This window comes from Paenibacillus melissococcoides, from assembly GCA_944800085.1.
In the GTDB taxonomy this organism is placed as follows: domain Bacteria; phylum Bacillota; class Bacilli; order Paenibacillales; family Paenibacillaceae; genus Paenibacillus_B; species Paenibacillus_B melissococcoides.
In genome coordinates this window covers 873,355-899,397 of the sequence record CALYLO010000001.1, presented here as the reverse complement: position 1 = coordinate 899,397, position 26,043 = coordinate 873,355, and the positions used below count along the sequence as shown (strand labels likewise).

The 26,043-nt window shown below is 52.0% G+C and carries 18 protein-coding genes, 1 pseudogene and 1 CRISPR repeat array (1 of these 20 only partly in view); of the genes and pseudogenes, 3 read left to right on the top strand and 16 right to left on the bottom strand.

The features are described from left to right. Nucleotides 1-15: 15 nt before the first annotated feature. From OCY70_RS04055 to OCY70_RS04005, 11 genes and pseudogenes are all read right to left on the bottom strand, one after another. Nucleotides 16-1,104, bottom strand: a complete 1,089-nt coding sequence (locus OCY70_RS04055) for a PH domain-containing protein (protein ID WP_213428916.1) — start codon at nucleotides 1,102-1,104, stop codon at nucleotides 16-18. 210 nt (nucleotides 1,105-1,314) lie between these two features. After that, the gene (locus tag OCY70_RS04050; protein ID WP_213428914.1) at nucleotides 1,315-1,821 is read right to left on the bottom strand and encodes a PH domain-containing protein; all 507 of its coding nucleotides are present in this window, start codon (nucleotides 1,819-1,821) and stop codon (nucleotides 1,315-1,317) included. 208 nt (nucleotides 1,822-2,029) lie between these two features. Continuing rightward, a CRISPR array of direct repeats spans nucleotides 2,030-2,326; the repeat unit is 32 nt; unit sequence ATTTCAATCCACGCATCCGCGTAGGATGCGAC. Nucleotides 2,327-2,618: 292 nt separating this feature from the next. Further along, nucleotides 2,619-3,374, bottom strand: a complete 756-nt coding sequence (locus OCY70_RS04045; protein ID WP_261944592.1) for a LamB/YcsF family protein — start codon at nucleotides 3,372-3,374, stop codon at nucleotides 2,619-2,621. Between the two features lie 10 nt (nucleotides 3,375-3,384). Next, on the bottom strand, nucleotides 3,385-4,362 hold the full coding sequence (locus tag OCY70_RS04040) for a 5-oxoprolinase subunit C family protein (protein WP_283776762.1): 978 nt from the start codon (nucleotides 4,360-4,362) through the stop codon (nucleotides 3,385-3,387). Beyond that, nucleotides 4,359-5,042, bottom strand: a complete 684-nt coding sequence (pxpB, locus tag OCY70_RS04035; RefSeq protein ID WP_213428912.1) for a 5-oxoprolinase subunit PxpB — start codon at nucleotides 5,040-5,042, stop codon at nucleotides 4,359-4,361. The genes OCY70_RS04040 and pxpB overlap by 4 nt, the downstream gene beginning before the upstream one ends. A gap of 296 nt (nucleotides 5,043-5,338) precedes the next feature. Beyond that, nucleotides 5,339-7,405 carry a hypothetical protein gene (locus OCY70_RS04030; protein ID WP_261944591.1) on the bottom strand — a complete coding sequence of 689 codons (2,067 nt, stop codon included), beginning with the start codon at nucleotides 7,403-7,405 and terminating at the stop codon, nucleotides 5,339-5,341. 115 nt (nucleotides 7,406-7,520) lie between these two features. Beyond that, nucleotides 7,521-8,218 (bottom strand): annotated as a pseudogene (locus tag OCY70_RS04025) (IS5 family transposase); the annotation flags it as partial. Between the two features lie 24 nt (nucleotides 8,219-8,242). Beyond that, on the bottom strand, nucleotides 8,243-10,621 hold the full coding sequence (locus tag OCY70_RS04020) for a hypothetical protein (protein ID WP_261944590.1): 2,379 nt from the start codon (nucleotides 10,619-10,621) through the stop codon (nucleotides 8,243-8,245). Continuing rightward, entirely contained in the window at nucleotides 10,599-11,378 is a 780-nt protein-coding gene (locus OCY70_RS04015; RefSeq protein WP_213428910.1) for a DUF6063 family protein, read from the bottom strand. The genes OCY70_RS04020 and OCY70_RS04015 overlap by 23 nt, the downstream gene beginning before the upstream one ends. Next, complete coding sequence (locus OCY70_RS04010; protein WP_261944589.1) at nucleotides 11,362-12,903, bottom strand: replicative DNA helicase; 1,542 nt, start codon at nucleotides 12,901-12,903, stop codon at nucleotides 11,362-11,364. The genes OCY70_RS04015 and OCY70_RS04010 overlap by 17 nt, the downstream gene beginning before the upstream one ends. After that, on the bottom strand, nucleotides 12,864-13,934 hold the full coding sequence (locus OCY70_RS04005; RefSeq protein WP_213428909.1) for a Wadjet anti-phage system protein JetD domain-containing protein: 1,071 nt from the start codon (nucleotides 13,932-13,934) through the stop codon (nucleotides 12,864-12,866). The genes OCY70_RS04010 and OCY70_RS04005 overlap by 40 nt, the downstream gene beginning before the upstream one ends. A 197-nt stretch (nucleotides 13,935-14,131) precedes the next feature. On the opposite strand from OCY70_RS04005, the gene OCY70_RS04000 reads away from it, so the two are divergent. After that, the gene (locus tag OCY70_RS04000) at nucleotides 14,132-14,740 is read left to right on the top strand and encodes a hypothetical protein (RefSeq protein ID WP_213428908.1); all 609 of its coding nucleotides are present in this window, start codon (nucleotides 14,132-14,134) and stop codon (nucleotides 14,738-14,740) included. After that, nucleotides 14,733-15,338, top strand: a complete 606-nt coding sequence (locus OCY70_RS03995) for a hypothetical protein (RefSeq protein ID WP_213428907.1) — start codon at nucleotides 14,733-14,735, stop codon at nucleotides 15,336-15,338. Before OCY70_RS04000 ends, OCY70_RS03995 begins: the two co-directional genes overlap by 8 nt. 667 nt (nucleotides 15,339-16,005) lie before the next feature. Here OCY70_RS03995 and OCY70_RS03990 read toward each other — a convergent pair. Next, entirely contained in the window at nucleotides 16,006-16,203 is a 198-nt protein-coding gene (locus OCY70_RS03990) for an aspartyl-phosphate phosphatase Spo0E family protein (RefSeq protein ID WP_261944588.1), read from the bottom strand. A 184-nt stretch (nucleotides 16,204-16,387) separates the two neighbouring features. Continuing rightward, nucleotides 16,388-16,759, bottom strand: a complete 372-nt coding sequence (locus tag OCY70_RS03985; RefSeq protein WP_213428906.1) for a helix-turn-helix domain-containing protein — start codon at nucleotides 16,757-16,759, stop codon at nucleotides 16,388-16,390. A 293-nt stretch (nucleotides 16,760-17,052) separates the two neighbouring features. On the opposite strand from OCY70_RS03985, the gene OCY70_RS03980 reads away from it, so the two are divergent. Next, nucleotides 17,053-17,646, top strand: a complete 594-nt coding sequence (locus OCY70_RS03980) for a TetR/AcrR family transcriptional regulator (RefSeq protein ID WP_213428925.1) — start codon at nucleotides 17,053-17,055, stop codon at nucleotides 17,644-17,646. Between the two features lie 172 nt (nucleotides 17,647-17,818). Here the strand turns inward: OCY70_RS03980 and OCY70_RS03975 are convergent, their stop codons facing one another. From OCY70_RS03975 to OCY70_RS03965, 3 genes are all read right to left on the bottom strand, one after another. Continuing rightward, complete coding sequence (locus OCY70_RS03975; protein ID WP_213428905.1) at nucleotides 17,819-18,946, bottom strand: DUF6155 family protein; 1,128 nt, start codon at nucleotides 18,944-18,946, stop codon at nucleotides 17,819-17,821. A gap of 432 nt (nucleotides 18,947-19,378) precedes the next feature. Further along, entirely contained in the window at nucleotides 19,379-20,278 is a 900-nt protein-coding gene (locus OCY70_RS03970) for a chitosanase (RefSeq protein WP_213428904.1), read from the bottom strand. Nucleotides 20,279-20,515: 237 nt separating this feature from the next. Beyond that, nucleotides 20,516-26,043 carry the 3' portion of a non-ribosomal peptide synthetase gene (locus tag OCY70_RS03965; protein WP_261944651.1) on the bottom strand. Its footprint extends 13,723 nt past the window's final position, so only the last 5,528 of its 19,251 coding nucleotides appear in the window; the start codon falls outside the window, past its right edge — the gene reads right to left on this strand; it ends in the stop codon at nucleotides 20,516-20,518.

Sequence of the window (26,043 nt, the reverse complement as noted above, 5' to 3'; positions counted from 1 at the left end):
TGCAAAAAAATCGGACTAAATAACCTCTTCCTTGTTCACAGTATATGGGCACTTGGAATTGTCTGTATTTTTATACCATTTTAATAGCTGCTGTACATTCTCTTGGGATGCGCCGGTAAATACGTATTCCTTCGCTTTCGATGGCGAATCTATTACAAGTTCAATCTGGAAAATGCCGAATATGCATTGAATCCAGGTTTGACGATAGGTTATTGATTGGATCGCTTGCCGCTGCACATAGACTGTGGTTCGCGTAAGACCTGGCTTCGCTAGCACACATTGATTGCCATGAACTTCCCATAGCGTTCCCGTGTATATTCGGATCCCCCGCCAATATATCGCTGCCGCGAGCGGGATCATCAACCATGCCCACGGAGAAAAAATAGCGACAAATAAGATGACAAGGCCTACGGCAATGACTGGCAGCCACACAAAATACATCGCCTTGCCCGCAGGTAAATGACGCTTCGGCTTCACGAGTGTAAATTCGGGCAATAACAGTTCCAATGCAGCATGCATGTCTGACCTGCGGATCGCGGGCAACAGCAGCCTCACCTTCTTCTCCCCTGCATATCCTACGCAATCCATCCAGATAGACACATAACCAAAAAAACGACTGATCAGCTGTTCCTTCACCCGGATCGATTGAATCTTCGAAGTATGGATGGAGGTTGATTTCCTCTCATACCATCCGTACTGGATATGAATATAGGCACTGTCTCGGATAACGGACCATTTATGATAGCGAATTTGCATCATGACCAAAGACAACAACCAGGACGTGAATACGCACAAGGCAATAATTCCAAGAAGCGCAAGCAGAACGGGTATAAGCTCCGTCGTCAATAATTCTTTCCATCTTTCATCTTGAAAAAAACGGACCACGCTTACTTCTTCTTCCGTGCTTGGTTCAACCCAATCCCATACATACGTTACGATAGTGAGACATAGGGGAACCCCCAACAAGAACGAATTGGAACTAATCGCCCTCATCAAAATATCCTTGGGTTGAAGGACCCAATTCGGCTTCGCTTGATTCGAGACACGCGACATCGGCCGATTAATTCTGGCAAGGAGCATGTCTGCGTTGCCTTGCGTCAACACGAACCTGGCATCCGCCTCTTCATTCGAATCTGAAGTGTGCAATTCTGTCGTAGCCGAACCTACTACTCGATCGGTCCAGGTCCCCCATACACCCAATAAGGCTGTTGACCTGTGCCGGCCTTGATCTCCTTGAATAACAAAAGCGTATAGGGGATAAGCATATAGCGGATCGTTCGGTACAAATGTACGACAATCTTGATCGGATGCTGTCTATGGATTGTACGCATCACTCTCACCTATCTTCGCCAGTTCAATGACCTGCCGCCGCAGTCTATTCGCATCATCTTCCAATAAACCGACGATGCCATTCGCATCTCCTGCCGTTACGATGACGACTTCAGATATGCCCAACTTTTTCTGGATGACATCCTGTTCGATATCTACATGCTGAACACGGCTAAGCGGAATAACTGATGAATTGACGGCCCATATGCTCCCCCACCGAATAACGATCTCATCCGTTGTTAGGACGTAACTTCTTCGGACATAACTGAAGCGAACTCCATATATGATATAAAATAAGTCCTTGCTCCAATGAATAAAGAGATAGGCAGCGGAAACATATATAATCCACTTCCATTGGGGAAGCCACATCAAATAAACAATAATCGGGATGCTTGCCAGCGCTGTCCGCTTCAGTGCACATAAGAGGCGATATATTCGCCAATAAGGTACCACATTCGGATGTAATTGTTGCTCGCTGACTGTCGTATTCATAGTTACGTACATCCTCACCTTCCTTCGTATCGTACTTTAGATTCTATTATGGTTGTAGTGAGTGACAACAGGCTGTCAGGGAACATACGTTCGAGAAAAAAAGACAAGCATCCTCCCCCCGCGTCATTTTTGATACGGGCTGAGATGCTTTTTTTTGTACCATGGAGGATGCGGCCTATTTTTATCGTGCATCAGCTCCACATCCAAGATTTCAATCCACGCATCCGCGTAGGATGCGACTGTAGATTCACAGGCCGGGGATATGTGACGTTGCCATTTCAATCCACGCATCCGCGTAGGATGCGACGGTTCTGATTTCGTTGCAGCCATGCTCATGAGTGATTTCAATCCACGCATCCGCGTAGGATGCGACTACGAGAGATTAGCGGTAATGATGAGCACGAAATATTTCAATCCACGCATCCGCGTAGGATGCGACACGCAACGCCTCCTTTGCCGTTCGCGCCATTTGCATTTCAATCCACGCATCCGCGTAGGATGCGACAGCGGAAATTGACATTTTTAATCAATTCATAACTTGGAAATGATTAAAAATGTCAATTATGTGACTAATAAAATCCAATTTTACATCCATTACAAATATAGCACACCGAGAAAATCCATATTTTAGAAAAATAATGGTGCGAATCCCCCGGGAATTTCATGTGCACTATACATTCGCACCAGAGCATAGATGGGCTTATCTATGTTTAAATTCACATCTACAGGTTACCACATTTTACTGTTCATAGTATAGAATGAGGTCAACTCCCCTATCCAATTATGCTCCCTCTCTACTAAACAGGCTCTACCGCAATACCCGCCTGCTCCAACCGCTCACGGAGGCTGCGGGCAAAGGCCAACGCATGAGCGCCGTCGCCGTGAATGCAGACCGTATCGGTCTGAATCGCCACGTCATGGCCCTGCACAGAGCGGACAACGCCTTCTCGCACCATGCGAACAACCTGCTCCACCGCGTGCTCTCTGTCCGTAATCAGCGCATGGGCTTCCCGGCGGGAGGTCAATGACCCGTCCGCCTGATACGTCCGGTCGGCAAATACTTCATGCGCGGTTCGGAGCCCTATGGCTTCCCCCGCCCGGACTATTTCGCTGCCCGACAGGCCGAACAGGATGAGCTCCGGGTCAATGTCATAGACCGCGCGGGCGATCGCATCGGCTAACGACCGACGGGCAGCGGCCATGTTGTACAAGGCGCCGTGCGGCTTGACATGCCGCATGCTCCCGCCTGCCGCCTTGACGAATCCGTATAAAGCCCCAACCTGATACACGACAATGTCGTAGGCTTCCTCCGGAGTGATGTCGAGATTGCGGCGGCCGAAGCCCGCCAGATCAGGCAGTCCCGGATGCGCCCCGATGGCGGCCCCGTGCGCAAGTGCCATGGCCACCGTATTCCTCATGACCGACGGATCGCCGGCATGAAAGCCGCAGGCGATATTCGCCGAGGTGACGAACGGCAAAATTTCCTCATCCGTCCCCATCCGGTAAGCGCCGAAGCTTTCTCCCATGTCGCAGTTGATGTCTATCTTGTACATATGAATCCTCCTAACGCGCTTGCAGAACCAGTCCCTGCCTGAATTGAGCGATGCTGTGCTCCCGCATTACGTATAACTCCTGCGCTTCCTCCAGTGAAACCTCTTCGAAGCGTATCTGTCCGCCCGGCTTCACCTGGGCAATCAGCGGAAGATCGACGCTAGTCACGTGCGCGATGCGCGGATAGCCGCCAGCCGTCTGCCGGTCGGCCAGCAGCACGATCGGGTTGCCTTCCGGCGGCACCTGAATCGTGCCCGCGCCAACGGCTGACGAGACCATGTCCAGCGGCTCGGCCAATGCCAACGGCACGCCTTCCAGCCGGTATCCCATCCGGTCAGATTGAGGCGTGACGCGGAATCTCTCCGTCCATAGCTTCCGTCTGCTCTCTTCATCGAAGCGATGATATTCCGGTCCGCGCACCACGCGCAGCACCGGATCGTCCTGATAGGCCGGGCGAAGCTCATGACTGGCCCCCCACGGAAGCACGACGGGTTCGTCAGAAGCCATGTCCCGCCATGCATTTGACACTCCCGTCTCCAGCACATCGCCAGCCTGAAGCGCCCGCCCGCGGAACCCGCCCATGCCGGCCCGCAAATACGTGCTGCGGCTGCCCATCACCTCGGGAACATGAATCCCGCCTGCGACCGCAAGATAGATGCGGCAGCCGGACACCGCCCTGCCGAAGGTGAGCGTCTTGCCGGCAGGTATATAGACAGGCCACCATAGCGGAAGGGACACACCGTCCACGGCTGGGGACAAATTCCCGCCCGCCAGGGCAATCACTGCCGACTTCTCGAATACAAGCTTGGGCCCTAATAGCGTAATCTCCAGAGCCGCCGCCCCTTCCTGATTGCCTGCCAGAAGATTGGCCAGTCTGAGCGCCACCGTATCCATGGCGCCGCTGGCCAGCACGCCGTATTTCTGAAATCCAAAGCGCCCGCTATCCTGTACCGTCGTAAGCAGACCTGCCGTCTCAACCCGGATGCTCATGTCGCATGCCCCTCCCAGCTCTCGTATTCCTTCTTGGTTATCGGGACGAAGCGTATCGTATCCCCCGCTTTTAACAAGGTCGGAGGGGTCATTTCCGGGCGAAATAGCGCAACCGGCGTCCGGCCGATCAACTGCCAGCCGCCTGGCGTGACAATGGGATAGACTCCCGTCTGCATCCCGGCAATCCCGACCGATCCCGCGGGAATCGCCAGGCGCGGGGAAGAACGCCTCGGTGTCGCAATTCTCTCCGGCATACCGCCGAGATACGGAAAACCGGGAGCAAACCCGATCATGTATACCCGATACTCGGCGCTGCTATGAATGCGCACAACCTCATCCGCCGTCAGCCGGTTATACGCGGCGACCTCCTCCAGATCGGGACCGAATTCGCCGCCGTAGCATACCGGAATTTCGACGGTGCGCGCTATCTTGTCCAGCCGCATATCCGTCGTCTGTGCTACTGCCATCTCCAGCTTGGCTTTCGCCTCATCATATTGAAGCACCAGTGGATCGTAAAATACCGTCACCGTGGTAAAAGCGGGGACATATTCAATCATTCCGGGAATCGGATGATGATCGAGATATAGCGACAACAATCGGACTTGCTCATGAGATGCCGGTCCGATGACCGTATCGAATTCCACCACAACCGCGGCATCTCCGAGCGGATAAAGATGCATCTCCCTGCTCCCTCCATACAATGTGTATATTTGATCCCTCAGGAATCCCCGATCACACCTCTCAACTATGTCATACCAAAAAAAAGACGAAGGCGCAATTTGCGTAAGACCTTCGTCATTTCTATAACAGATCAATTTTTCTTGCTTTCCCCAAGCAGCTTCTCGAATTCCAACACGATATGTTCGATAGTAAATCCATATTCCTGCAGCTATCGGCCTGCAGGGGCCGATGCGCCGAATCGAATCGTCTCCTTAACGGAACATTCCCCTGTCTCTACGGGGCAGGGCCCCCGCGCTCAGAACAATTCCATCTGCGTGACGTGTGAATCAATCCGTTCGAGCACGCCCGGGTCGTTATCCCGGAAATAGGCCGTCTGGATCGTCTGCGCCGCCTCAATGATCTGCTTGCCGGAATCTGCCGCATGACGCAGACGGCAGCTATAGACAATCGGGAAATAGTCTTGCAGGAACTTCCCTTCCACATGAGCGGTCAAGGCGATAATCTGGAAGCCAAGCTGCTCGGCGATGAAGAATACCGGGCTTAATACATGATCGCTGGAAGCCTTGCCGAACGGATTGTCCAGAATCACCGTGCGATGCCGCTTCATCTGCGCCTGAATGTACTGCTTGCGTTCCGCGATATAATTGAGCAGCCCCAGGAACAAAGTCATGTTCTTGCTCCATTTCTCGCCGCCCGACCAGCGGTTGGACTGCTCCCATGAGAAGGCGGCACGCGTAATCTGCTGATCATTCGTTACTTTGCGGCAGGCCACCTTCATCCCTTCGCCCTGCATGACGATCTGAAGCAGCTGGCGCGAGTCCAGCCACTTCTCAAGGTCTTTGCGAATCAGCGCTTGCTGCTCCTGCCAGTCTGCCTGATCTTGCTCCTCAGCATAACGCTCCAGCTTCGTAATGATCCAATCCATATATTTGCGGATGCGTTCCTTGCCGTCCTGCTCGTCCCATTCCGCCAACGTGAAGCTGTAGATCTCCTTCCATCCCTCCGCCGATTTGACCCGGGTCTTCTTCGGAATCTCCTTCAGCTCCTGAACGATAAGCTTCAGATGGGAATGAATATGCACGATGAACTGCTGCAGTTCCTGATCATACGTCTGCAGATTCTGTTCCATGATGTGAATGGCCGTCCGAATGCCCTTCTCCATCGTCTGCTGGAATTCCACGAGCTCCGTGAAATGCTCCTTCGATTCAATGCCTTGAATCGTCATATAGCGCAGCTTCGTATCTTGGACAGCGTGAATGCAATAATCCTTCATCCGGGTTCGGCCATTTTTGACCGACAATTGTTCCTTCTCCACGCGCGCCTGCCTGTCCTTCAGCTTCTCGATGCAGAGATTGGCATAATGAGACGGCTTATACGGGAACTCCGTGCGATCCGCTTCCCCGATGATCGCGGGCGGCAGCCGCACATCTTCCAGAGCGAACACCATCAGGTGCTTGTTCCAGACATTCAGCACCCGCTCCATCTCATCCAGACGCTTGCGGTTGAGCTCTTGATGACGAGCGATCTGCTCCGCTTCATCCGTCAACCGCTGCTCCTCGTCCCGCAACTTATTCTGAACCGAATGGAGCGGTTCGGTGAACCGTTCCGGCTCGGCATCCGGGAACTCTTCTGCGAACTGCTGCCGAAGCTTGAGGCATGCCCCCTGCTTCGCCTGCAGATCGCCGCGCGTCCGGCCATATTCCCCCTCGATCCGCTGCAGTTGATGACGCAGCTCTTCAATTCGGGACCAAAGCTGGCGTTGACGCTCAATGACATCCAGCGGAAGCTGCATATCCACGGCGATGCCCGGATGCTCAATACGCAGCTGCTCCATCAGCCGATGACATTCCGCCACCCGCTCCCGCTCGCTGGCAAGCGCCGATTCGAGCTGCGTCTGCTCCTGCATAATCCGGTGACGCTCCAGCTCCAGCCGCTTCCGTTCCGCCTTCAGTTCCTCGATCGCAGCTTCGCAGGACAGCGCGGCATACTCCCTCACTTCCCGATAATCGTCGTCTTGCTTCAGCACTTGAAGGCGGAGGCCCATCTCCCGCTGTTGATCCTGAATCGTCTGCAGCTCTTCTAGCAGCAGCCGTTCCGCTCTCTCTTCCTGCTCCCGCTGCTTGCCCAATAATTCAAGCTGATTCCGGACAGGAATAAGCTCCTCTTCCAGCTTGCTTGCTTCATTGCCAAGCAGCGTATACCGATGCCCCTGCTGGAGCTGGTACTGCAATTGCTGAATTCTGCTCCCTAGTTCTTCGAGCGCTCGGCGCCGCTGCTCTGCAGTTCGGCGATTGACCTCCAGTTCATGCTCGAGCCGCTCAAGCTCACGCGCCCGTTCCAGCTTCAGCTCCTGGAGCGTCAATCTTCTCTGTTCCGCTTCCTGCTGAGCCGCTAGGGCGTGTATGCAAACCTTAAGCCAACCAGATCATGGAAGAGGCCAGCTTTAAGAAGGCAACAAAAGTACAGGCCAATTTATCGTACCGAGTTGCCAGCCGACGATTATGTTTGAGTTTGTTGAACAGGCATTCGACCAGATGACGCTCTTTATACAACCACCAGTCGGTTGTACGTTGGATCGTGCGATTCTTCTTACTGGGAATGACGGAATGGGCCAGTTTCTCTTCCAAAAGCGCAATGATTTTATCGGTATCGTATCCGCGATCCGCCAAAACATGTTTACCTTGTATGTCTTGGGTTTGCAGGATCTCATAACCCGTTACACAATCATTGATGTTGCCTGCGGTTACTTCGAAGCGTAGCGGATTGCCAAGGCCGTCTACAACGGCATGAATCTTGCTGGTTAAGCCTCCGCGTGATCGTCCGATGGCTTGGAATTGCTGCCCCCTTTTGCCCCCGCGCCGTGTTGGTGAACACGAACGATGGAAGCATCGAGCATAACACTTTCGTCATCGGGATTGGCAGCCAGAACCTCTAGCATTCGATCAAAGATGCCTGCTTTCTCCCAGCGGCGGAAACGACTGTAGACACTGCTCCAGGAGCCATAATGCTCTGGCAAGTCTCGCCAAGGCGCACCAGAACGAATCACCCAAAGCATGGCATTGAACATTTTTCGGTTATCGATTGCCGGACGTCCACCCTGTGGTTTCCGTTCCGGTGGCAAGAGGTCTTTGAGTCGTTCCCATTGGTCATCTCGTATCTCATATCGTCTTCTCATAGGATAAGTTTACCAGATATTTGGCTATTTCGATAGTTTGCGTACACGCCCTAGCGGATATTTCGCGAAGAAAGCCTGGAACCGCGTCTGCGCCGACTGCCATTCATGCAACGAATGCTCCGATCGTTCCCGTTCCCGCTTCGCTTCCTCCGCCTGCCGGGCAAGCTCGGCCTTCCACGCTTCATAGACGTCCGCCTCCTCATTGCTCAACCAATGCTGCGGCACGATCCAGCATGAGGGAGGCGCTGGCGGCTCCCTATGTCCTTGAAGCATGTCCGCCGCCTCCTGTGCGCCGAGCACGCGGATCGGGAATGCGAAGCTCCCGCTCGCCTGCCGGAGGCGCTGCTGCAATGATTCCTTCTCATGCATTGTCGTGATCAGCGTGACGGACCACAGCTGATCCGCACGGCTGGCCCGCTCTCCCTTACTCTCTTCGGGCAGCCCGCGGATATAATCCGTTCCTAACTGCAGCAGCGAATAATGATGACTCCATTGCTCGCATAATTTGGCCACGACGGCATCGGCAAAAAATAACGGCTGCTCACCATGATCATCGACAAAGCGGTAAGCCAGACGCTCCTGCATCAGCAGCCGCTGCTTCTGCTGCCGGCAGCGCTCGATGCCTTCCGCCAGCTGCTCCCGAATGGAGGATTCCTTTTCATATAAGGATGAATATTTGTCCCATGCGGGACGGAGGCGGCAGAGCTCTTGCTTCAACTCCTCCAGATCGGATTGGTGGCGTTCATGCTGCGCCGTCAGCTTCGCCAACTCTTCGCCCAAGCGGCGGCTATCCTCGCTCACTTCTCTGCGCTTCCGTTCCTTATAAGCCGCTTCCTCTTCCAGCCGCTTCATCTCCTGCAATTGAGTCATCCGGCTCTGATCCAGCTGCCGCTCTTCCTCCATCCACAGCGGAAGCAGCTGTTCCACCTTTTCCAGTTGAGGATTCGACAGCAAGCTGTTCGCGATATCCTTCTGATGATCCCGCTTCGCTTGAATCCCGGCTGTCTTCTCCGCGATGGATCTCTCCCCTTGCAAGCGCTCCTCAGCCAGCTGGCGCAGACTCCCCCGGATCGTCTCTGCCTGTTCCATGAGCTGCCTGTGACGGCGCTCGAACAAGCTGCGCTGTTCCTCAAGCCACTGTTCCTTCTCGTCGTACAAATAGCGGAGCTGGCCGCTGTTGCGTTCCCAATGCTCTTCCAGCTTGCGTTCATCTTCGGTAAGGGTTAACCGTTCCAACTGCGCGCACAGTTGAACAACCTTCGCCTCGGCAGCCAGGCATCTGTCGCGGCTCTCGGCATACTGCAGGGAATAATATTGATGCTCGGCATCATGCAATCGCTCCCTGATCTGCTCTGCTTCTTCCTCGACCAGATCCAGCTTCGCCGCAATGGCTTCCTGCTCCTGAATCTCCCGCGCGATGAGGTATGATTTCTGCTTGCGCCGCAGAAGCTTGCTTCGCTCCCCAAGCTCCTCGGCCTGAAGTTGAAGCTGAAGGCGTTCCTTGTCGGCCGCCTCCCGCAGCTCGACAGTGGATTGCCAATACGCCTTCGCCTCTTGCCGCGCTTCTTGATACTGCCTCTCTTCCCGATCCAGACGTTCAAACAGCGTGACGTAGTTGTTCAATTCTTGCTGAATTCGCCGATTCTCTTCGATCTGTTCGGTTAACTGCTTATATCTTTTGAACCCTTCCCGGTGCTTCTCGAATATGCGGGCAAATGTCCCCTGTTCATATCCTTCGATTGACTGCTCCACGGCCGGAATAAGCAAACGATCAAATAATTGCTTCGTCGTCTTGCATTCATCGAAAAACTGCTCGATGCCGCCCTCTGAATCGTTAATCTTCGCGATGGCTTCCCACTCGCCCGTAATAATCTGATATTGCCGCTCCAGATATGCCTTATACTCCTTGATCGTAGGGAACGTCTTGGCATGAAGCGGGTGCCGATGCGTCATCGTCTGGTAATAGTCGTGGATCTCTCCCTTGTCCGCCGGACGGGACTTCCCCATATGGACCTTCGCGAACGGGATGTTCTCCAGCCGATGTTCATCATGCTCGCCATATTCATACACATAGCGGTAGGAATCAATGCCGTTGCCGGACTGGAACAGGGTGACGCATGTGACCAAATATCTGCGGTACGGCTTGTCCGTCAAAATCCATTCGATCGCGATATGCGCGGGACCGCTGTCCAGCTGCAGCGTATCCTTCACCTTGCGTCCGGCGAGATCCTCATGGGGAAGCACCGCCTGGATCGCGGTCTGGATAAATACCGTCTTTCCGCCGCCATTTTCCAATACAACCGCGCCGTTATGGCCATGGAACTGGAACGTAACATCGTTATATCGCTTATTCCCGCCTTCGTACAGGACATGCGTAAATCTAATCTTCGCTATGGATGGCACCGGTTCTCTCCTCCTCCCGAGCGATATGGGCCTGACGTTCTTCTTCAAACCGATATAGAAACTGCAAAATGCCCCGATTATACTGCAGCTCCATGAAATAGCGCTGAACGATAATTCGGGTCTTCTCCGTCATCGCCAGTTCATTCTCCCCGACTTCCTCGGCAAGCTTCTCCGCCAGCAGAAATCGCTTCACCGTATCCATGAAGCTGAAGCGGCTGATCGTATTTCCGCTTTGGCGCTTGGCCGTCTCCTTAATATCGTCCATGGCATCCCATTTCTCGATAATGGCCGTCCAATTATAGGAGAATTGCTTCTCGTACTCCCTCAATTGCTCCGGATTATGCTCCTTCAACCCGTCTATCCGCTCCTGAACAAGCAACAGCCAATCTTCCACCCGGATAAAATCTCTTGTCGGCTCCATGCTAAGATAGCTGTTATAGAACGCCCCGACAAACACGATGATCGCCACATACATCAGGTATAGATCCGCGTTGACGGCTTGACCTCGCAGGTACGTTCTCTTCAAATAGTCATTGGACACATGGAAGGGAGACAAGCGAACGAGCGGTATGAGGAACAACTGATCGCCTGCCGTCAAGGTCAAGCAGTCGACCTCTCTCGCGAACTGATCAACGAGTCCCCTTACCTCGTCATCGGCCAAATACTGCTGCAATCCTTCCCGCTCCACCATGCCGCTCCGGGCCAACTCGGCATACAGCCGGAATGCCCGCATGACAACCTCATTCTCGTACTGCATCGTCTCCTCCTCCTAACGTCAACGTCAGATCCATCTCCTGAATCGAGAAGCGCTCATTGACCTGTATAACCTGTCCCGCTTCCTTCACGATAAGCGTATGCTTGCCCAACAGCCGGATCGCTTCCTCCATCCCGGTCGGCCTGGACTCATCCAGATCCTCCCGTCCCGCTTGAACCGGACTCCGCTGATGCAGAATCAGCCAGAAATCATAAAATGCGCGCATAGAAAGCCAATCGTCCCTCTCTTCCCGCTGCTGGCATGCTTCAATCACTTCCGACAGCCGAATCGTCTGCCCTTCCTTCAGCCGGACCAGCAGATCTTCCATAATGGACTTGAAGAGGCGGCCGCGCCAGTGAATGAACGCTCCCGCTTCCTGACCCTCGGCCAGCTCCAGAAATCCTTCCTCGCGATGCTCCTCTTCCCCGTCCGCCGTAATGTTCTGCTCCGCAAATACGGTCAGAGGCGACCAGCATGCGCGCTGCTCCAGACCAAGAAACGGCGAAAGCACGCCTCTTGCCGCTTCCAAGGGCAATGGAGTCCCCAGCAGGAGATTCACGATATCCTGATCGAAATTGAACGAATCCATTCCCGTGTAATAAAGAGACTCTTTGGCGGCATGCAGCGCGCCATTCTTCAATTCAATGCTTTGCTGCAGCAATAAGGTGTGCTCCGTATGAACCTTCTCCAATTCCGCGGATATCCGCAAAATATATTCGTACGCATGATGCTCCCTCATATGCAGCGTATCGGAATAGATTCGTTCCTTCGTCTCCTTGACGAAGCTGCGAAGCTCTTCGAATTCTTCATTTTCACGCTGCAGGCGAGAATAAATATCCTCGAGAAGAGCGCCGTATTTTTTCAATGTGTCTTCCGATACGATACTTCGCTTAATCTCATGCCGCAGCTTGATCATGCGTTCTTGGAGCGATTCCACGTCGACGCGCATTTCATTGATCTGCCGCAGCGCCCCCTGGAACTCCCCCTTCTCCAATTGCTTGCGCAGCACAAGCTGATGAATGGAGAGCTGGAACTCCATATAGAATTCTTTGGTTGCAAATACAAGCTCCAGCCCATCGTCATCCAGCGCATAATATTGCGTACTTGTCTTGCTGTCGAAGGAACTGGCCTTCAAGATGGAAGTATAGGCCGTATCCTGTTGCCGCGTTTCCCAATTAAAGTAAGTGAAAGAACGTCTCTTCCCTGAAGATGGCCGAAACACTTGAATGATCGTTCTGGCCAATTCTTCGAATTCTGCATCATCCAGCTTGACCGTATCGGCTGCCGTCATTTGCAAAAACTTCGCCAAATCTTTCACGCCTGCTTTCGGATTACGCATCAGCTTCTGTTCGAAGAAGAACAGCAGCGTCAGCAGCCCCATCTCCATCATCTCAATCGGTTCCCCGGTGCGATCGGATTTTCTCTGCCGCTGCAATTCGAAGAGCGGATCGAACAAAGCCAGCTTCGCCATTCGTTCCTGAAAGCCGGCTACGATCTGAGTTGCGTCAACGGTTTCCACGGTTCCCATATGGACTCCTTTCCGATCTGCTGCAGTTGTTGAGCGGATAATGTCTCTTGCGGGTAATAATGCCCGCTCGCCAGACTCCTTGCCATTCGTTCCCGCTCGGCTGGATCGAAGAACATGCCGAATTGATGCAAGGCCGATTCGGCAGGCCGTTGATTGGTCTTCCCTGGCACGGCCGGCTTCTCCAGACAGGCTCTATAAAAAGGAAGAGCAGGAATCATCGGAATCTTCCGGGACAGATTGCCCCAAATCAGGATACCCGCATAATCGATATCGCCGAAATAGTAAAAGCGGTGCGCTCCCGAAGCAGCAGGATACTGCTGCTCGAACATGTCGATATTGCCGACGATTTTGTTCCCGCAGCCATAAATAAGCGTGTGGAAGATCGTCTCGGACAGGGCAGGAAGCAGCGCCAGGAAGGTCGTCTTGTTCTCCACGACAAGATGGATGTGCGGCTCTTCCTGGCCCGGGTGAAGTCCTCGGGATGGATTCACGGCGAACATCACCGGATCCGGGGATGAGTCAAGCTTCAGCTTGTCAAGCAGCCCAATCCGTTCTAGCAAGGCTTTGCCGTTCTTCTCAATAATCCACTTCTCGTCACCGACTAGCGCGAAGCTTCTCTCTGGCGCAGCGGCGCTGTCCGCTGGCAGACCGCAGGTCTGCAAATAGTCATCGATTTTCATAATAAAGGGCAGATCAGAATCGAGAACAGATTCCCCCAGCATGAAATAACGATCAAGCGAGATCGAAGGATGAAGCTCCAGCCGCAGCTGATGGAGCCGCTGCTGCAAGCCGGATCGCAACCGGGCCGCATGAATTCGATAGCGGTAGGCGAGATGCGGCGGCCTGGGGTTTCTACCGGCCGATCGGATCGCTTCCAGCAGCCCGGACTGTTCCAGATCCAGGATAGCTGCCGCAAAATCCTCGTAAGTGAGCGGGACGCCTTCTGTCACGCGCTCCAATTGCTCCGCATACACGGTTGCCCTTCTCAAGCTGCGTATATATTCAACAAGCATCTCCTTCATGTCTATCATTGTCGACTCCTGTTCCTGTTTTGTAGATTGGTGGTATGCATACATTATAAGACGAATACGTGCGCCAAGTCCTCGTAAGCGCAAATATTTTTTGAGGTTTCGACATTTTCCGTCTTTATCCTACACCTTCCTTAATTTTACTATGGTAAAATAGACGCATAAGGGTCCGGCGCAATGAAAAGTAGGAGGTTATTCGCATGACTACAACTGCAAACACTGAAATCGTTGCGGAACGAGATATCGAACTTTATGAAGAAAACATTAAATTAGGCTTCCAGAAGCTTAACAACTTGTTTAAACAGAATCCATATCTGAAAGAGGTTCTTTGGAAGTCACTAGCAATGTTTTTCCAAAGGAAAGCTACAGTAGCCGATAAAGACATCAATGAATATATTGAAGACATATTCGGGGAACATACCGGGCAAACCATAGCTAGCTTACTAGCTGATCGCAATTCAAATTATGATGAATATCTAACTGACAATCGCGAATACTTTATAGCATTGAAGAACAGTTTTTATTTCGATTTTACTTGCTATGCAGCATCTCTTGGCGGTTCACCTTTCTCACTGACCAAATTTGCCCCTGCTTCAAATAATTCTAAAATTGTAAGAATCTCTAGAGCCGATGGACAGTATTTTGATGTTGAAATAAATGAGAATAATATCATTTCTGTAATGATGAATATTAGTATCTACCTTGAATCCTATTTTGACAAATCAGACTTTGATGACAGGAAACGAAAGCAAATAGAAACCTTGGCTAATCAATTAAAAACATTTGCCACAGGTGATGATCATGAATAGCTTTGGCCGTGCCTCAGCAAGAAAACAGTTAAAAGTTTATCAAAACGGCACTATTCCCGTTATTCCCTCATTGCCAAAAAAGTTAGATTTCAAGTATGATCAAATTGACCAGCAAGCAATTGGAAACATTAGAGATCATCCGTTTCATGAAATTGTAGCCGGGTATTCACAAATCGTTTCAACCGAGCATGATCAGAAAGATGGTGATGGCATGAGCAACGACTTGGGAAGATATGTCGACAGACTGGACAGCGACCTCAGAGAGCGTGAACAACGTCTTTCTAAGGACGCTGCTGAACGAGAGTCAAGGCTGCACCAGCAAATGATCGAACAAGATAAACGATACAGAGAAGAAATGAAAGCAATTGAAGAACGGAACGAAAAGTTATTTTCCCGCATCTCAGAAGATATAAAGGAGTTGCGTTCGGAGTTTAAGGAATCCAACAGCCATTTGCGGCAGGAGATTTACCGGGCGGTTGATAAAATCGACTCGATGAAAAAAAATACGCAAATACTTGTTATAACAACCATTTTTGGTCTTTTGGCTACCGTTGTCGCTGTAGCTACACTAGCTATCCAGGTTATCTCCTCGAAATAAAGCTCCTGTTTCAGGGGCTTTATTTTTGGGCCACAATCAACAAATCATGCTTACCTACTACCAGCGGAGAGAAGGTATATCGATGAACGACATGAATGAGCGAAAGAGTTATTGAAGCAGGCCATTCCGGTTCATGACAGCGGCTCTCGCTTTCAAGACATGATAGCCCGGTTATCCGCTTCGTATCTTCAAAATTCCATAGACGCCATCAAGGACAAGTATCTGGACCTCCAGCTTACGCTCGATTGGATGCGGCACCTGCTCAAGCGCGGCGATATCATTGCCACAAGCCTGCATTGCGCCACAATCGTAAGGGAGCTATGCCAGGCTCTCCTGCCTATTGGATGGAAAAAGCTATCCCCATGACAATTGGCTTTCCGCCTGTCTGTCCACGACCAGGTTCGTCAGCCTGCAGGAGCCGAATTCGAGACTATATGCGTATCATCCCGAATGGCGAGCCGATACCCCGCATTTGGAGTTGTCCGAATATCCTTGCAGCAAGCACGGGAACTGATCGAATTCGCGAGGCCTACGGGAATTATCCATGGCTTGACGAATGGTAATTACACAGGTAGTTCTTGTCGATTTCGATTCACGTTAATCCACACACAGAGTCGATGTCCAGTATGGCCGCGATGCTGATCTGGAATCGACTCCATTCCTCTGATTAATTACCTGTCCCCTTGTTCATGAAGCATTTTCCTCTGAGAAATTCGACGAGATAATAATCCAGCTCCTGACTGACACTCACTACCTCATCGTCCGTGAAATTTTTCTTCCTATTCACTATCGTTACGAGTTGCTGTCTAAGCTGTTGAATTTTTTGGAATAATCTTGCATTAGACGCGCTGTAGTACAGGCACAACGTGAATCACCTCGCTTTTCGCCCATGGATGACATCTCAACAAGATTGTCGATTATTGTTGTACCCATTATATGCCAGGTTTCCTTATATCCATTATTTTGTTAGTAATGTAACTTTCGACTCAATTATACAAAAATCACCACAATCAAAGCATGCCATGCAGCGGATGCATCGAAGCAGGAATTCAAGTCACTATATGTTCTGCGACCAGATCACAACTATCTCCATTTGGGGATTCGAGAAACCTTAAAGCGACTTTCTCAATAAGCTCCATGTTACCGTTCGGAATCACGGATTGTAATATCATGAACAGAGGATCCGCTCTCTTCTCAATATATATGTACCGATCAACGACGTCTTCGAATGGAATTCCTAGTGTCGCAGCTAACGGGCCAACCGTTTGGAATTCCGGCCTTTTCACATTTCCATTTTCAATTCTTGATATCGTTCCCTTAGGAATGCCGCTCAGTTCCGATAATTTCGATAAGGTCATACCAGCGTCTCTCCTATATTTGTGAACTAGTTCTCCGACCGTGTGGTACAGGACATCCTTCATATTCGCACCATCCTTTCAAGAAACAATACATCAATATTTTACCATCCCTTAGAGAAAAAGACATCAAGAGAACATGTATGTTCCCATTGATGTCTTTTGGCTTCTTTTCACCTGTTATCATACTTGAACCATTGATATATGATAAATCTCTAAGCGATTTATCCCCTTAAAGGATCTTCCGCTTTCGAACGACCCGCCCTTTTCTTTTTCCAAGGTCGCAATACCGATATAATCAGCACGAACAGGGTCACCGTCACTTGAAAGATAACGGCATACTGCCTCAACTCATGATTTTGCCAAAAATCGTGGATCATGAAAAACAAAGACATATTGTTGCCGAGGCGGCCCTGAGAGTCATCCGCCGCTCCGGATTGGAGCATGCCTCCGTCCGCAATATCGCCGGGGAAGCCGGACTGTCTGTCGGCTCGATGCGTCACTATTTCTCCACTCAGGCGGAGTTGTTTGCCTTCTGCATGAATTTGTTTATCGAACGGGTCGAGAAGCGGATTGAAGCGATGGATGGCGAGGGGCCGGTGCTGATCAATTTGAAGCGTCTGCTTCTTCAGTTTTTGCCCGTGGACGAAGAGAGAACGATGGAAATGGAGGTATGGCTTTCATTTCGGGCCAAAGCGTTGATTTATCCCGAGCTTCGGGCATTGAGCGACAAAATGCATGACGGCATATACACGGCAGCGGCATTCGTTGTCAGCACGCTGCTGGAGAAGAAACTGGCCAAGCCCGGACTGGACGCCGATATGGAAGCGGAGAAGCTGTACGCCCTCGTCGACGGCCTGGCCATGCACCGCATGATGCGTCCCGAACGGCTGCCCGCGGAACGGATCGAGGCGATTATCGACCAGCATTTGCAAGGGCTATGCACACCTTGAACCGCATCAATCCCGCTTTCTCAAGCGCTGCCAGAGAGCGGGGTTATTGATGGCTCCCTATCTGCCGGTTATTTCTCAATTCCGTCCCATGCAGACTGATATCCGAGCGGACAAATAAGCCCGCCATCCCTCTTCACGAGCGAGGCGGGCCCTGTCTTGCTTCCTGATTCGATTATTTCCATCTTATGTCGTCATACAGATCCATCATCACTTCATGAACGCCCCAGCCCAAGCCCGCTGCGTTCCATGCCGCGGCCTCTATCTGATCCTTATATTCATCGAACAGCTCGCTGGTCTCCTCCTCATTCAAGATATCGATGACATCTTCGTACATCGATATCAGATAGTCATAAAACCGCGCATCGATGTCGCCATACGTTTTCGAGAACGAGACGGCCAAGTCCACATAGGCGAGGTTCAACTCCAGCGTATACTTGACGCTTTCGGTCAATTTTTCGAACTCGGCGATCGCGTCCTTGGCTTCCTGCAGCCTCAACTTCGCCTGGCCGCGCTTAGGGAAAAATTCCTGTTCGATCTTATGACGGTACTCATGGAAAAGCGACTCCACCGCCTCTTCCCCGATCAAGCGGGCAGCAAGGAACCGCTGCATATCTGTGCTCGCGCTATAGCCGTCCTTCAGCAGATCAACCAGTTCTTCCCGACTCAACTGCTTCAAATGCTTATTCAATCCGGCCTTCGTTAACTTGACCTTCTTAGTGCCTTTCGGCGTCTTCCGGCGCTTGGGCGGAGTCAGTTCGCTCTCCTGCTTCCGCAGTTCCGCATTCACCTCATCACAGGAAAAATGTTCAATATCCCAGGGCCCTAACCAGTTATCGAACGCGTTATGCTCTTCATGACGGGGATCGGACAGCGCCTCCACCATCAGGCAGTACCCCGGCACGCCGCCCACGTCTTCAGGCGGACAACAGCGCTCTCCCCCCAGACAGACCGGAGTCAAGCCGTCCGCCTCTTCTGCTTGGATGCGCATGACCGTAATCGTATGTTCCCAGCTATCTCCAAAATCATACAAATAAGAAAAAGTCATCTTCTCCTGATTCACGTGCTTGCCAACCTTCTCTTCTTGGGCATACAACTGTTCCCTTTCCTCCAAAAAAAACGGATCCGGCAGGCCGATGACCTTTCGCCCGATACGGAACTCATAGAAATGTTCATCTTCCCAGCCCATAACGATTTGAATGATGTTGTGCAATTGGTCAAACGTGACATCTGCATGAAACTGAAACTGACGCCATATTTTCGGGGTGATATCATTTAGTTCAATCTGGCATGTGTACAGCATCGAACCGTTCCTCCTTGGATTTTGTCGCAAATTGTAGGGATATCGTGGTAGCAGATGAAAATAAGTAGCTCCATTATAACAGAAGGAACGTCCATTTTCCCCAGAACGCATCGTTATCCTGCGGCAGCGCTCTGTTCCGGTTCGGTTCGGTGGTGCCCAATCTCCAGCCCTATCTCCGGAACCGGAAGACCCCATCGATTATGTCATTGGCGACCATACCGTCACTTCGCACGGATATCGCCGTAATTATCGACTTCACTTTTGCCTTGGCGACGACAAAATATAAAATACTTCTCTATAATGATCCTGCATCCGTGTATCGCATTTTATAATATTCCATATTCTCATTAAATCGAGGAATTTGCTTCACTTGACCCTTTCAGATACAGAAAATCCCGCGTCCGATGCAATGCTGGACGCGGGAACCATGACTCACTTCATTTTCCAACTGGTGACTTTGATAATCGCGTCGTCGGCGTTCTTCAGATCCGCCTTCCCCATATCCCAAAGTTGGCTCCATTGCTTCACGCGATTCTTGCCATTGGGCGGTTGGTTATAGTCATTGGTATCTACGACTAATGTGCGCTCGGCATAAAATTTCTTCATAAAAGTCTTCTCGTCGCTACTTTTTCCTGAGCGAGACAGAATACCCTCGAGCGTTCCGGAATCACCGGTAGCGCCCTGATTCAATGCCGTATCGACAAAGGAGCCGATGGTCAGAGCGGAGTTGAAGCCGCGTTTGCGCGCTTGCTCGACGCTGTATTTGATGTATACTTTGTAGAAAGTTTGCCAGATCGCCTCTCTCCAAGCGTCATTGTTTTGCAATTTTTTGATTTTGCCGCAAAACACTTTTTCGCTATCCTTTATCTTTAAAATCGAACCTTTCATCGACCCGTTAACGCCAATGCGTGCCAGACCGCCTTCGACCGAAGGATTGGCCGCTCCGCTGGCAGCGTCGAATTCCTTGAACAGAGTCGGACCATCCGGATGCTTGTCGTTGGATCCCCCTGTAGTGGCTCCGAATATGCCGATCGTATACCCTCGGTCATCGCCAATGTCCTCGCAGTAACCATAGTACTTGGTCCAATCGAGCGAGTCCTGCTCGGGTTTGTTGATGAGCTTCATAATATTGTCCCACTGCTCGCCATCGAGCCCCGTATTGGCACGAAGGAACTTGAGCGTCTCCGGTGAGAAATTTTCGTCGTGAGAGTTTGCGGCATAAGCCTTCGACGGAAGCAGAGCACTTATTCCGGACAAGGAAACAAGAAAAGAAAATGAGAGCAGAACTGCCAATAGTTTTTTCATTTTTTTGGCTGGTTTAGCATTTGTCATACCAGAAGACCTCCTAAAAAATGGGGTTATTGCGAAGCTTCATCTCTTACCGCCTAGACAGTCAAATGATGCAATATGAATCTTAACTGCAGTTAAGCGTTTTGGCATGCCACCCTGAATATTATGAAACTACGATGGAATTAATTCTTATTTTGTGAAATACCGGGAGAAAATAATCTCCCGGCTTCCCCGGCGTTATGAACTAAGAACCCGAATTCAGGAATGTATGCTTCATGTTCATTTTGACTGCGCCTCTCCATGGAATATAGCTCTGACAACAGACCCGTTCTTTCTTGCCTCTTCGCCTTCCAGCATCTGTTCGTGCTTTCCGCTGCCTTGGTACAGTATTTGCTCTCCGGCAGTCCATGGCTTCCAGTAACATTGCTCCGGATGCTCTTCTGCATCTTCCGATTGAATCAAATGAATGCAGGCCTGAATTCGCCCATCTGTCGCCACACCGTCAACCCATGACTTATATCTGGTAATATTCCGGAACACTTCCTCTACATCCGCTTCGGGCACATGAGCGATAAAGCGCGAGATTTCGTCCTGCAGCGACTCTGCATATGCTGCCTGATCCGCAGCTTGGAGCGCGGTCTTTCTCGGATAAGAGTCCAGCAGAATGAGATGAGCTACTTCCCGCCCTTCGCTCTCAAGCTGTTTCGCTACTTCGAACGCCAAATTTCCTCCTGCCGAGTAACCCAACAGATGGAGCGCTCCTTCAGGCTGCAGAGTCTGGATTCGGTTCGTATAATGCCGGATCACGTCTTCCGCTCCGATAAAGTCGAAAGCGTAAATCGCGGCAGTCTCTTGCAGCTCCTCCGCCATTCTCATGAACACTTGCCCATACCCTACAATCGGCGGGAAGCAGAACAAGGATAATCCGTTGTCCGGATTCCACATGGATACTTCATTGTCTTCACGCTTGCTTCCCCGGGCCTCAAAAAATTGCGCCAATTCCGATACCGTCGTATAGGCAAAAGCATCGCGAAGGGAAATGTCCAGCTTCAATTTTCGCCGAATCTTCCCGATCACCTGAATCAACTTCAACGACTGCCCGCCGATCTCGAAGAAATCATCCTCTATCCCAACGCGCTCAACGCCCAACACCTCCTGCCATAGGTCGGCCAGCGCTTGCTCCAACGCATTCCTAGGAGCCGCATAACTAGCTTGTTGAACAGGCATCGTTATCTGCTGCTTTGCCAGCGTCGCGCGATCAACCTTGCCGTTGGCCGTCAGCGGCAGCTTTTCAAGCTGATGGAAGCGGGATGGAATCATATAGGCTGGCAGTTGCAAACGCAATTGTTCCCGCAACCCTGCCATATCCATGTGCCCCTCGACTGCGACAAAAGCGCGCAAATCCAGTACGCCCTCGGCGTCCGGCATGGCCAATACAGCAGCATCCACGATCTTGTTCATCTGCCTCAACCGCGATTCGATCTCTCCCAGTTCAACCCGGTAACCCCGAATCTTCACTTGATGATCGTTGCGACCCAAGTACTCTATCGTTCCATCCGCAAGAACGCGGCCCCGATCACTTGTCAAGTACAACCTCCGGTTGGAATCAAGCGGATGGCTCGTGAACCTCTCCTCCGTCTCATTCGGCCGGTTCACATAGCCCCGGCTCACGCCGTGTCCGCCAATCGCGATTTCTCCCACAACGCCCATCGGAACCGGTCTTGCTGCAGAGTCGACGATATAAACCTCTTCTCCCGCTATCGGCCGTCCTAATACCGGTCGGTTCCGGAAGAATCGGAACTGTTCGAGATCCATCCTGATGGCAATGGATCCGATCGTCGTCTCCGTCGGCCCATAATGCTGCATCACTTGGGAACGCTCATACTTGGCAAAGTAAAGCTCCACATCCGCGCAATTGATTGCTTCCCCGCCGAGCACGACCAACCGGAGACAGCCGTTGGCTGGATGCTCGGCAAAGCCCGGGCTTCTCACAAGAAGGCCGAACAGGGACGGCGTCATCTTGACATAAGTGATTCTTTCCCGGATAAGATACTCCAGCATATTTTCCGGATCCATGTAGGTATCTTTGCCCGGCAAGTACAGCGCCGCACCGGACAATAACGCCGAAAAGACGGCCGTATATCCCAGGTCAAAGGCGAAGGAGGAAACAAGGGCCGTGCGATCTTCCTCCACAATGGCAGCTTCTTCGATGAACCATTCCGCATAGGCTGCCACATTGCGATGCATGACTTTGACGCCCTTAGGCTTCCCGGTGCTTCCCGATGTATAAATCACGTAAGCCAAATTGTCCAGGCTGCGGCTTGCTTCCATCCGACCCGTGCCGACATCCGATGATCTTGCTGGAAGCCGATCCAGGCTCAGGCACTCCACCGGAAGATGCAGCCGGGATTCCCATTCGCTCATCGTCAACAGCAGCACAGCTTCCGAATTCTCCAGCATGTAAGTCATCCGATCCGCATTCGTGTCGGGATCGATCGGAAGATAGGCGCCTCCGGCTTTCCATATCGCCAGCATCGCGACAATCATTTCCGGAGATGGCGGCAGGAAGAGTCCGACGATCCGATCCGGGCCTACGCCTCTGTCTCGCAACAACTCGGCGAGACGTTCTGATTGTTCATTCAACTCCCTGTAAGTCAATCGTCGCTCCCCGGAGACGACAGCGTATCGATCAGGCGTTCTGCCAGCCTGCTCCTCGTACCATCGATCCAAAGTGCGCGTCCGCCCGGCACAAATATCCAGAAATGCGCCCTGCGAATAGGCTTGCATCCGCTGCCGTTCCTCTTCGTTCAACAAAGGCAGATCCGCGAGCCGCTGCTTTGGATCCGAGACTACCGACTCCAACAGCACTTTGAAATAGCCGGCCCATTGTTCAATCGTTGCGCGGGCAAACAGATCCGCAGCGTATCCGAAAGTGAGGCTCATGCCTTGTTCATGCTCGATGACGGTTAGGGTGAGATCGAACTTTGCCGCGTGCTCTTCGTACGGATAAGCAGACAACCGGACATGCTCCAGCTCCATTTGCCCCTGCTCTGTATTTTGCAGGACGAGCATGACATCAAAGAGAGGACTGCGGCTCATGTCCCGTCGGCTGACGGCCTTCTCCACCAGATCTTCGAATGGATAATCTTGATGGACGAACGCATCAAGCGCGCACTCTTTGACTTCCAGCAAATAGCTTGCAAATTCTTTTTCGCCGGCCGGGTTTGTGCGCAGCGCCAGCGTATTGGCGAACATGCCCAGCATATCGGCAAGATCTGCATGCGATCTGCCGGCAGTCGGCGAGCCGATAATGATATCGTCCTGACCGCTGAGACGCGACAGCATCGTGCTGTACGCCGCCAACAGCAGCATATACAAGGTGGTCCCTGTCCGCTGTGCCAGCTTGGCCATTTTTCGGGTAAGACTGGAGTCCAATTCCAAGTGCACCCTGCCTCCGGCAAAACTTCTTGCCGGCGGCCTCGGGTAGTCCAACGGCAGATCCAGCACCGGAAGCTCTCCTGCGTATTTATTCAACCAATACGCTTCCTGTTTTTTGTAATCTTCCGTCGTCGCATAGCGGCTTTGCCAAGTGCTGTAATCTTTGTATTGAAGTCGTGGGGCCGGCATGGACTCGCCGGAGTACAGCTTCCCGAACTCCTTAATCAATATACTCATCGATACGCCATCCGAAATAATGTGATGCATGTCGAACAGCAGCAGGTGCTGCTCCTCTTGCAAGCGTATCAGTCCCGCGCGAAGCAGCGGAGCGCGAGTGAGATCGAACGGGAAGTAGAAATCGCGAATCGCTTTGCTCACATTCTCTTCGTCCTTTGTTTCGGTATATGAAACGGCAAATTCCACCGAATCATGTATGATCTGAACGGGACTGCCTTCTACCATTTCAAAAGATGTACGGAGCACCTCATGCCGTCTGATCAAGCCCTGAAGCGCATCATTTATGCGTTCCCGATTCACTGGCCCTTCCAACCGGAAAATGTTCGGCATGTTGTAGGTCTGTTCTTCTCCTTGAAGCTGCTGCAGCACATACATCCGCTTTTGGGCAGAGGACAACGGATAGGAATCCTGATTCGGCGCAGGAAGCAAATCTTCATACGGTGAACCCGCCGATGATTCGATTACTTGGCTCATCCGTTCGAGAGTAGGCGACTGAAACACATCGTGCAGCTTGATTTGCGCATTCAGCTTTTGGTGAATCCGCGTAACCAGCGTCATCGCTCGTAAGGAATGGCCGCCGAGTTCAAAGAAATTATCATTCAACCCTACCCGCTGAACCCCTAACACGTCCTGCCACAACAGCGCAAGCCTCACTTCCGTTAAAGTCCGGGGTGCTGCGAACTCGGTGCCCGTTACAGCGTTTCTTTCCGGCTCCGGCAGCGCCGTCCGGTCCAGCTTGCCATTTCTCGTAAGCGGCAGTTCCGGCAAATGCACGAAATACGCAGGAACCATATATTCGGGCAAAGCGATACTCAGATAATTTCTCAATTCAGCCGCTTCCAGTCGCTTGCCGCCCACATAATAGGCGCACAGAACCTCGCTTCCCGGCCGCTCTTCCCAAGTCACTACAGCCGCTTGGCGAATGTTCCCATGAAGCAGCAGTCGCGCTTCGATCTCGCCGAGCTCAATCCGATAGCCTCGTATTTTGACCTGCTGATCGATTCTTCCCAAATATTCGAGCGTGCCGTCCGGCAGCCAACGGGCCAAATCCCCGGTTTTGTACATGCGTCCGCCTTCAATCAATGGATCCGGCACGAATTTTTCCTGCGTAAGCTCCGGCAGATTCCAATAGCCTGCAGCGACGCCTGCGCCCCCAAGGCACAATTCGCCGGGCACCCCGACCGGAAGCAGCTGCCCCTGAGCGCTCAGCACGTAGGCTGTCGTTCCTTCGATCGGCCGGCCAATCGGGATGCTATTTTTGCCGTTTGTTCCCTTGACCGCGAATGCAGTCGAGAAAGTCGTGTTTTCGGTAGGACCGTAGCCGTTCCAGATCGTAAGTCCCGGACATGCCTCCTTCACGGCGTAAGCATGCTTCGGCGACAGAACCTCTCCCCCCATAATGAGATGCTCTACGCCGGCAAACAGGCCCGCATCCTCATCGGCCAGATGATGGAAGAGCGATGTCGTCAAGAACATGACGGTAATCCCGTGCTCTGCCAGAAACGCCCCCATCCGGCGCGCGTCCAACAGCACATCTTTTTCGATCGGATGCAAGGAGCTTCCATGCAGAAGGGCTCCGAATATTTCGAATGTAGCCGCATCAAAGCTTACCGAACCGGTCTGCGCGAAGCGGTGATCGGCATGGAACGGAACATATCCATCGTTATTCACCAGATTGATTACATTTCCATGCGTCACCAGCACTCCTTTCGGTCTTCCCGTGGTGCCCGAGGTATACAGGATATATGCCGGATCATCCGAACTGCAATCATGCGCTTCTCTACGTTCCAACGCCTCTAACGCTTCATCCGCAAGATCTCCGTTTTCAAGAATGATGACCGTCCCTGGGTATGACGCCGGCACTTTGGACTTCTGTGTAGCCAACAGGAACTCCGCGCCGCAGTCGCCCAATATATACAGGTGCCGCTCCTCGGGCGCGTCCGGATCCAGCGGAACATAGGCTCCGCCCGCCTGCAGAATTCCCAGAACCGCAACGACGAATTCGATCGAGCGCTCCGCCAGAATGGCAACGGCTGCCCGCGGCCGCATCCCTTCCCTCCGCAGTCTGGCGGCTACAAGACTCGCTTGAAGCTGCAGCTCCGCATAAGTGAGATGCCGATCGCCGCACACGA

Excerpts from the sequence above, each read along its gene's own strand:
- OCY70_RS04050 (WP_213428914.1), bottom strand. The coding sequence starts at position 1,821 with ATGAATACGACAGTCAGCGAGCAACAATTACATCCGAATGTGGTACCT.
- OCY70_RS04045 (WP_261944592.1), bottom strand. The coding sequence starts at position 3,374 with ATGTACAAGATAGACATCAACTGCGACATGGGAGAAAGCTTCGGCGCT.
- OCY70_RS04040 (WP_283776762.1), bottom strand. The coding sequence starts at position 4,362 with ATGAGCATCCGGGTTGAGACGGCAGGTCTGCTTACGACGGTACAGGAT.
- pxpB (WP_213428912.1), bottom strand. The coding sequence starts at position 5,042 with ATGCATCTTTATCCGCTCGGAGATGCCGCGGTTGTGGTGGAATTCGAT.
- OCY70_RS04015 (WP_213428910.1), bottom strand. The coding sequence starts at position 11,378 with ATGCAGTACGAGAATGAGGTTGTCATGCGGGCATTCCGGCTGTATGCC.
- OCY70_RS04010 (WP_261944589.1), bottom strand. The coding sequence starts at position 12,903 with ATGGGAACCGTGGAAACCGTTGACGCAACTCAGATCGTAGCCGGCTTT.
- OCY70_RS04005 (WP_213428909.1), bottom strand. The coding sequence starts at position 13,934 with ATGATAGACATGAAGGAGATGCTTGTTGAATATATACGCAGCTTGAGA.
- OCY70_RS04000 (WP_213428908.1), top strand. The coding sequence starts at position 14,132 with ATGACTACAACTGCAAACACTGAAATCGTTGCGGAACGAGATATCGAA.
- OCY70_RS03995 (WP_213428907.1), top strand. The coding sequence starts at position 14,733 with ATGAATAGCTTTGGCCGTGCCTCAGCAAGAAAACAGTTAAAAGTTTAT.
- OCY70_RS03985 (WP_213428906.1), bottom strand. The coding sequence starts at position 16,759 with ATGAAGGATGTCCTGTACCACACGGTCGGAGAACTAGTTCACAAATAT.
- OCY70_RS03975 (WP_213428905.1), bottom strand. The coding sequence starts at position 18,946 with ATGCTGTACACATGCCAGATTGAACTAAATGATATCACCCCGAAAATA.
- OCY70_RS03970 (WP_213428904.1), bottom strand. The coding sequence starts at position 20,278 with ATGACAAATGCTAAACCAGCCAAAAAAATGAAAAAACTATTGGCAGTT.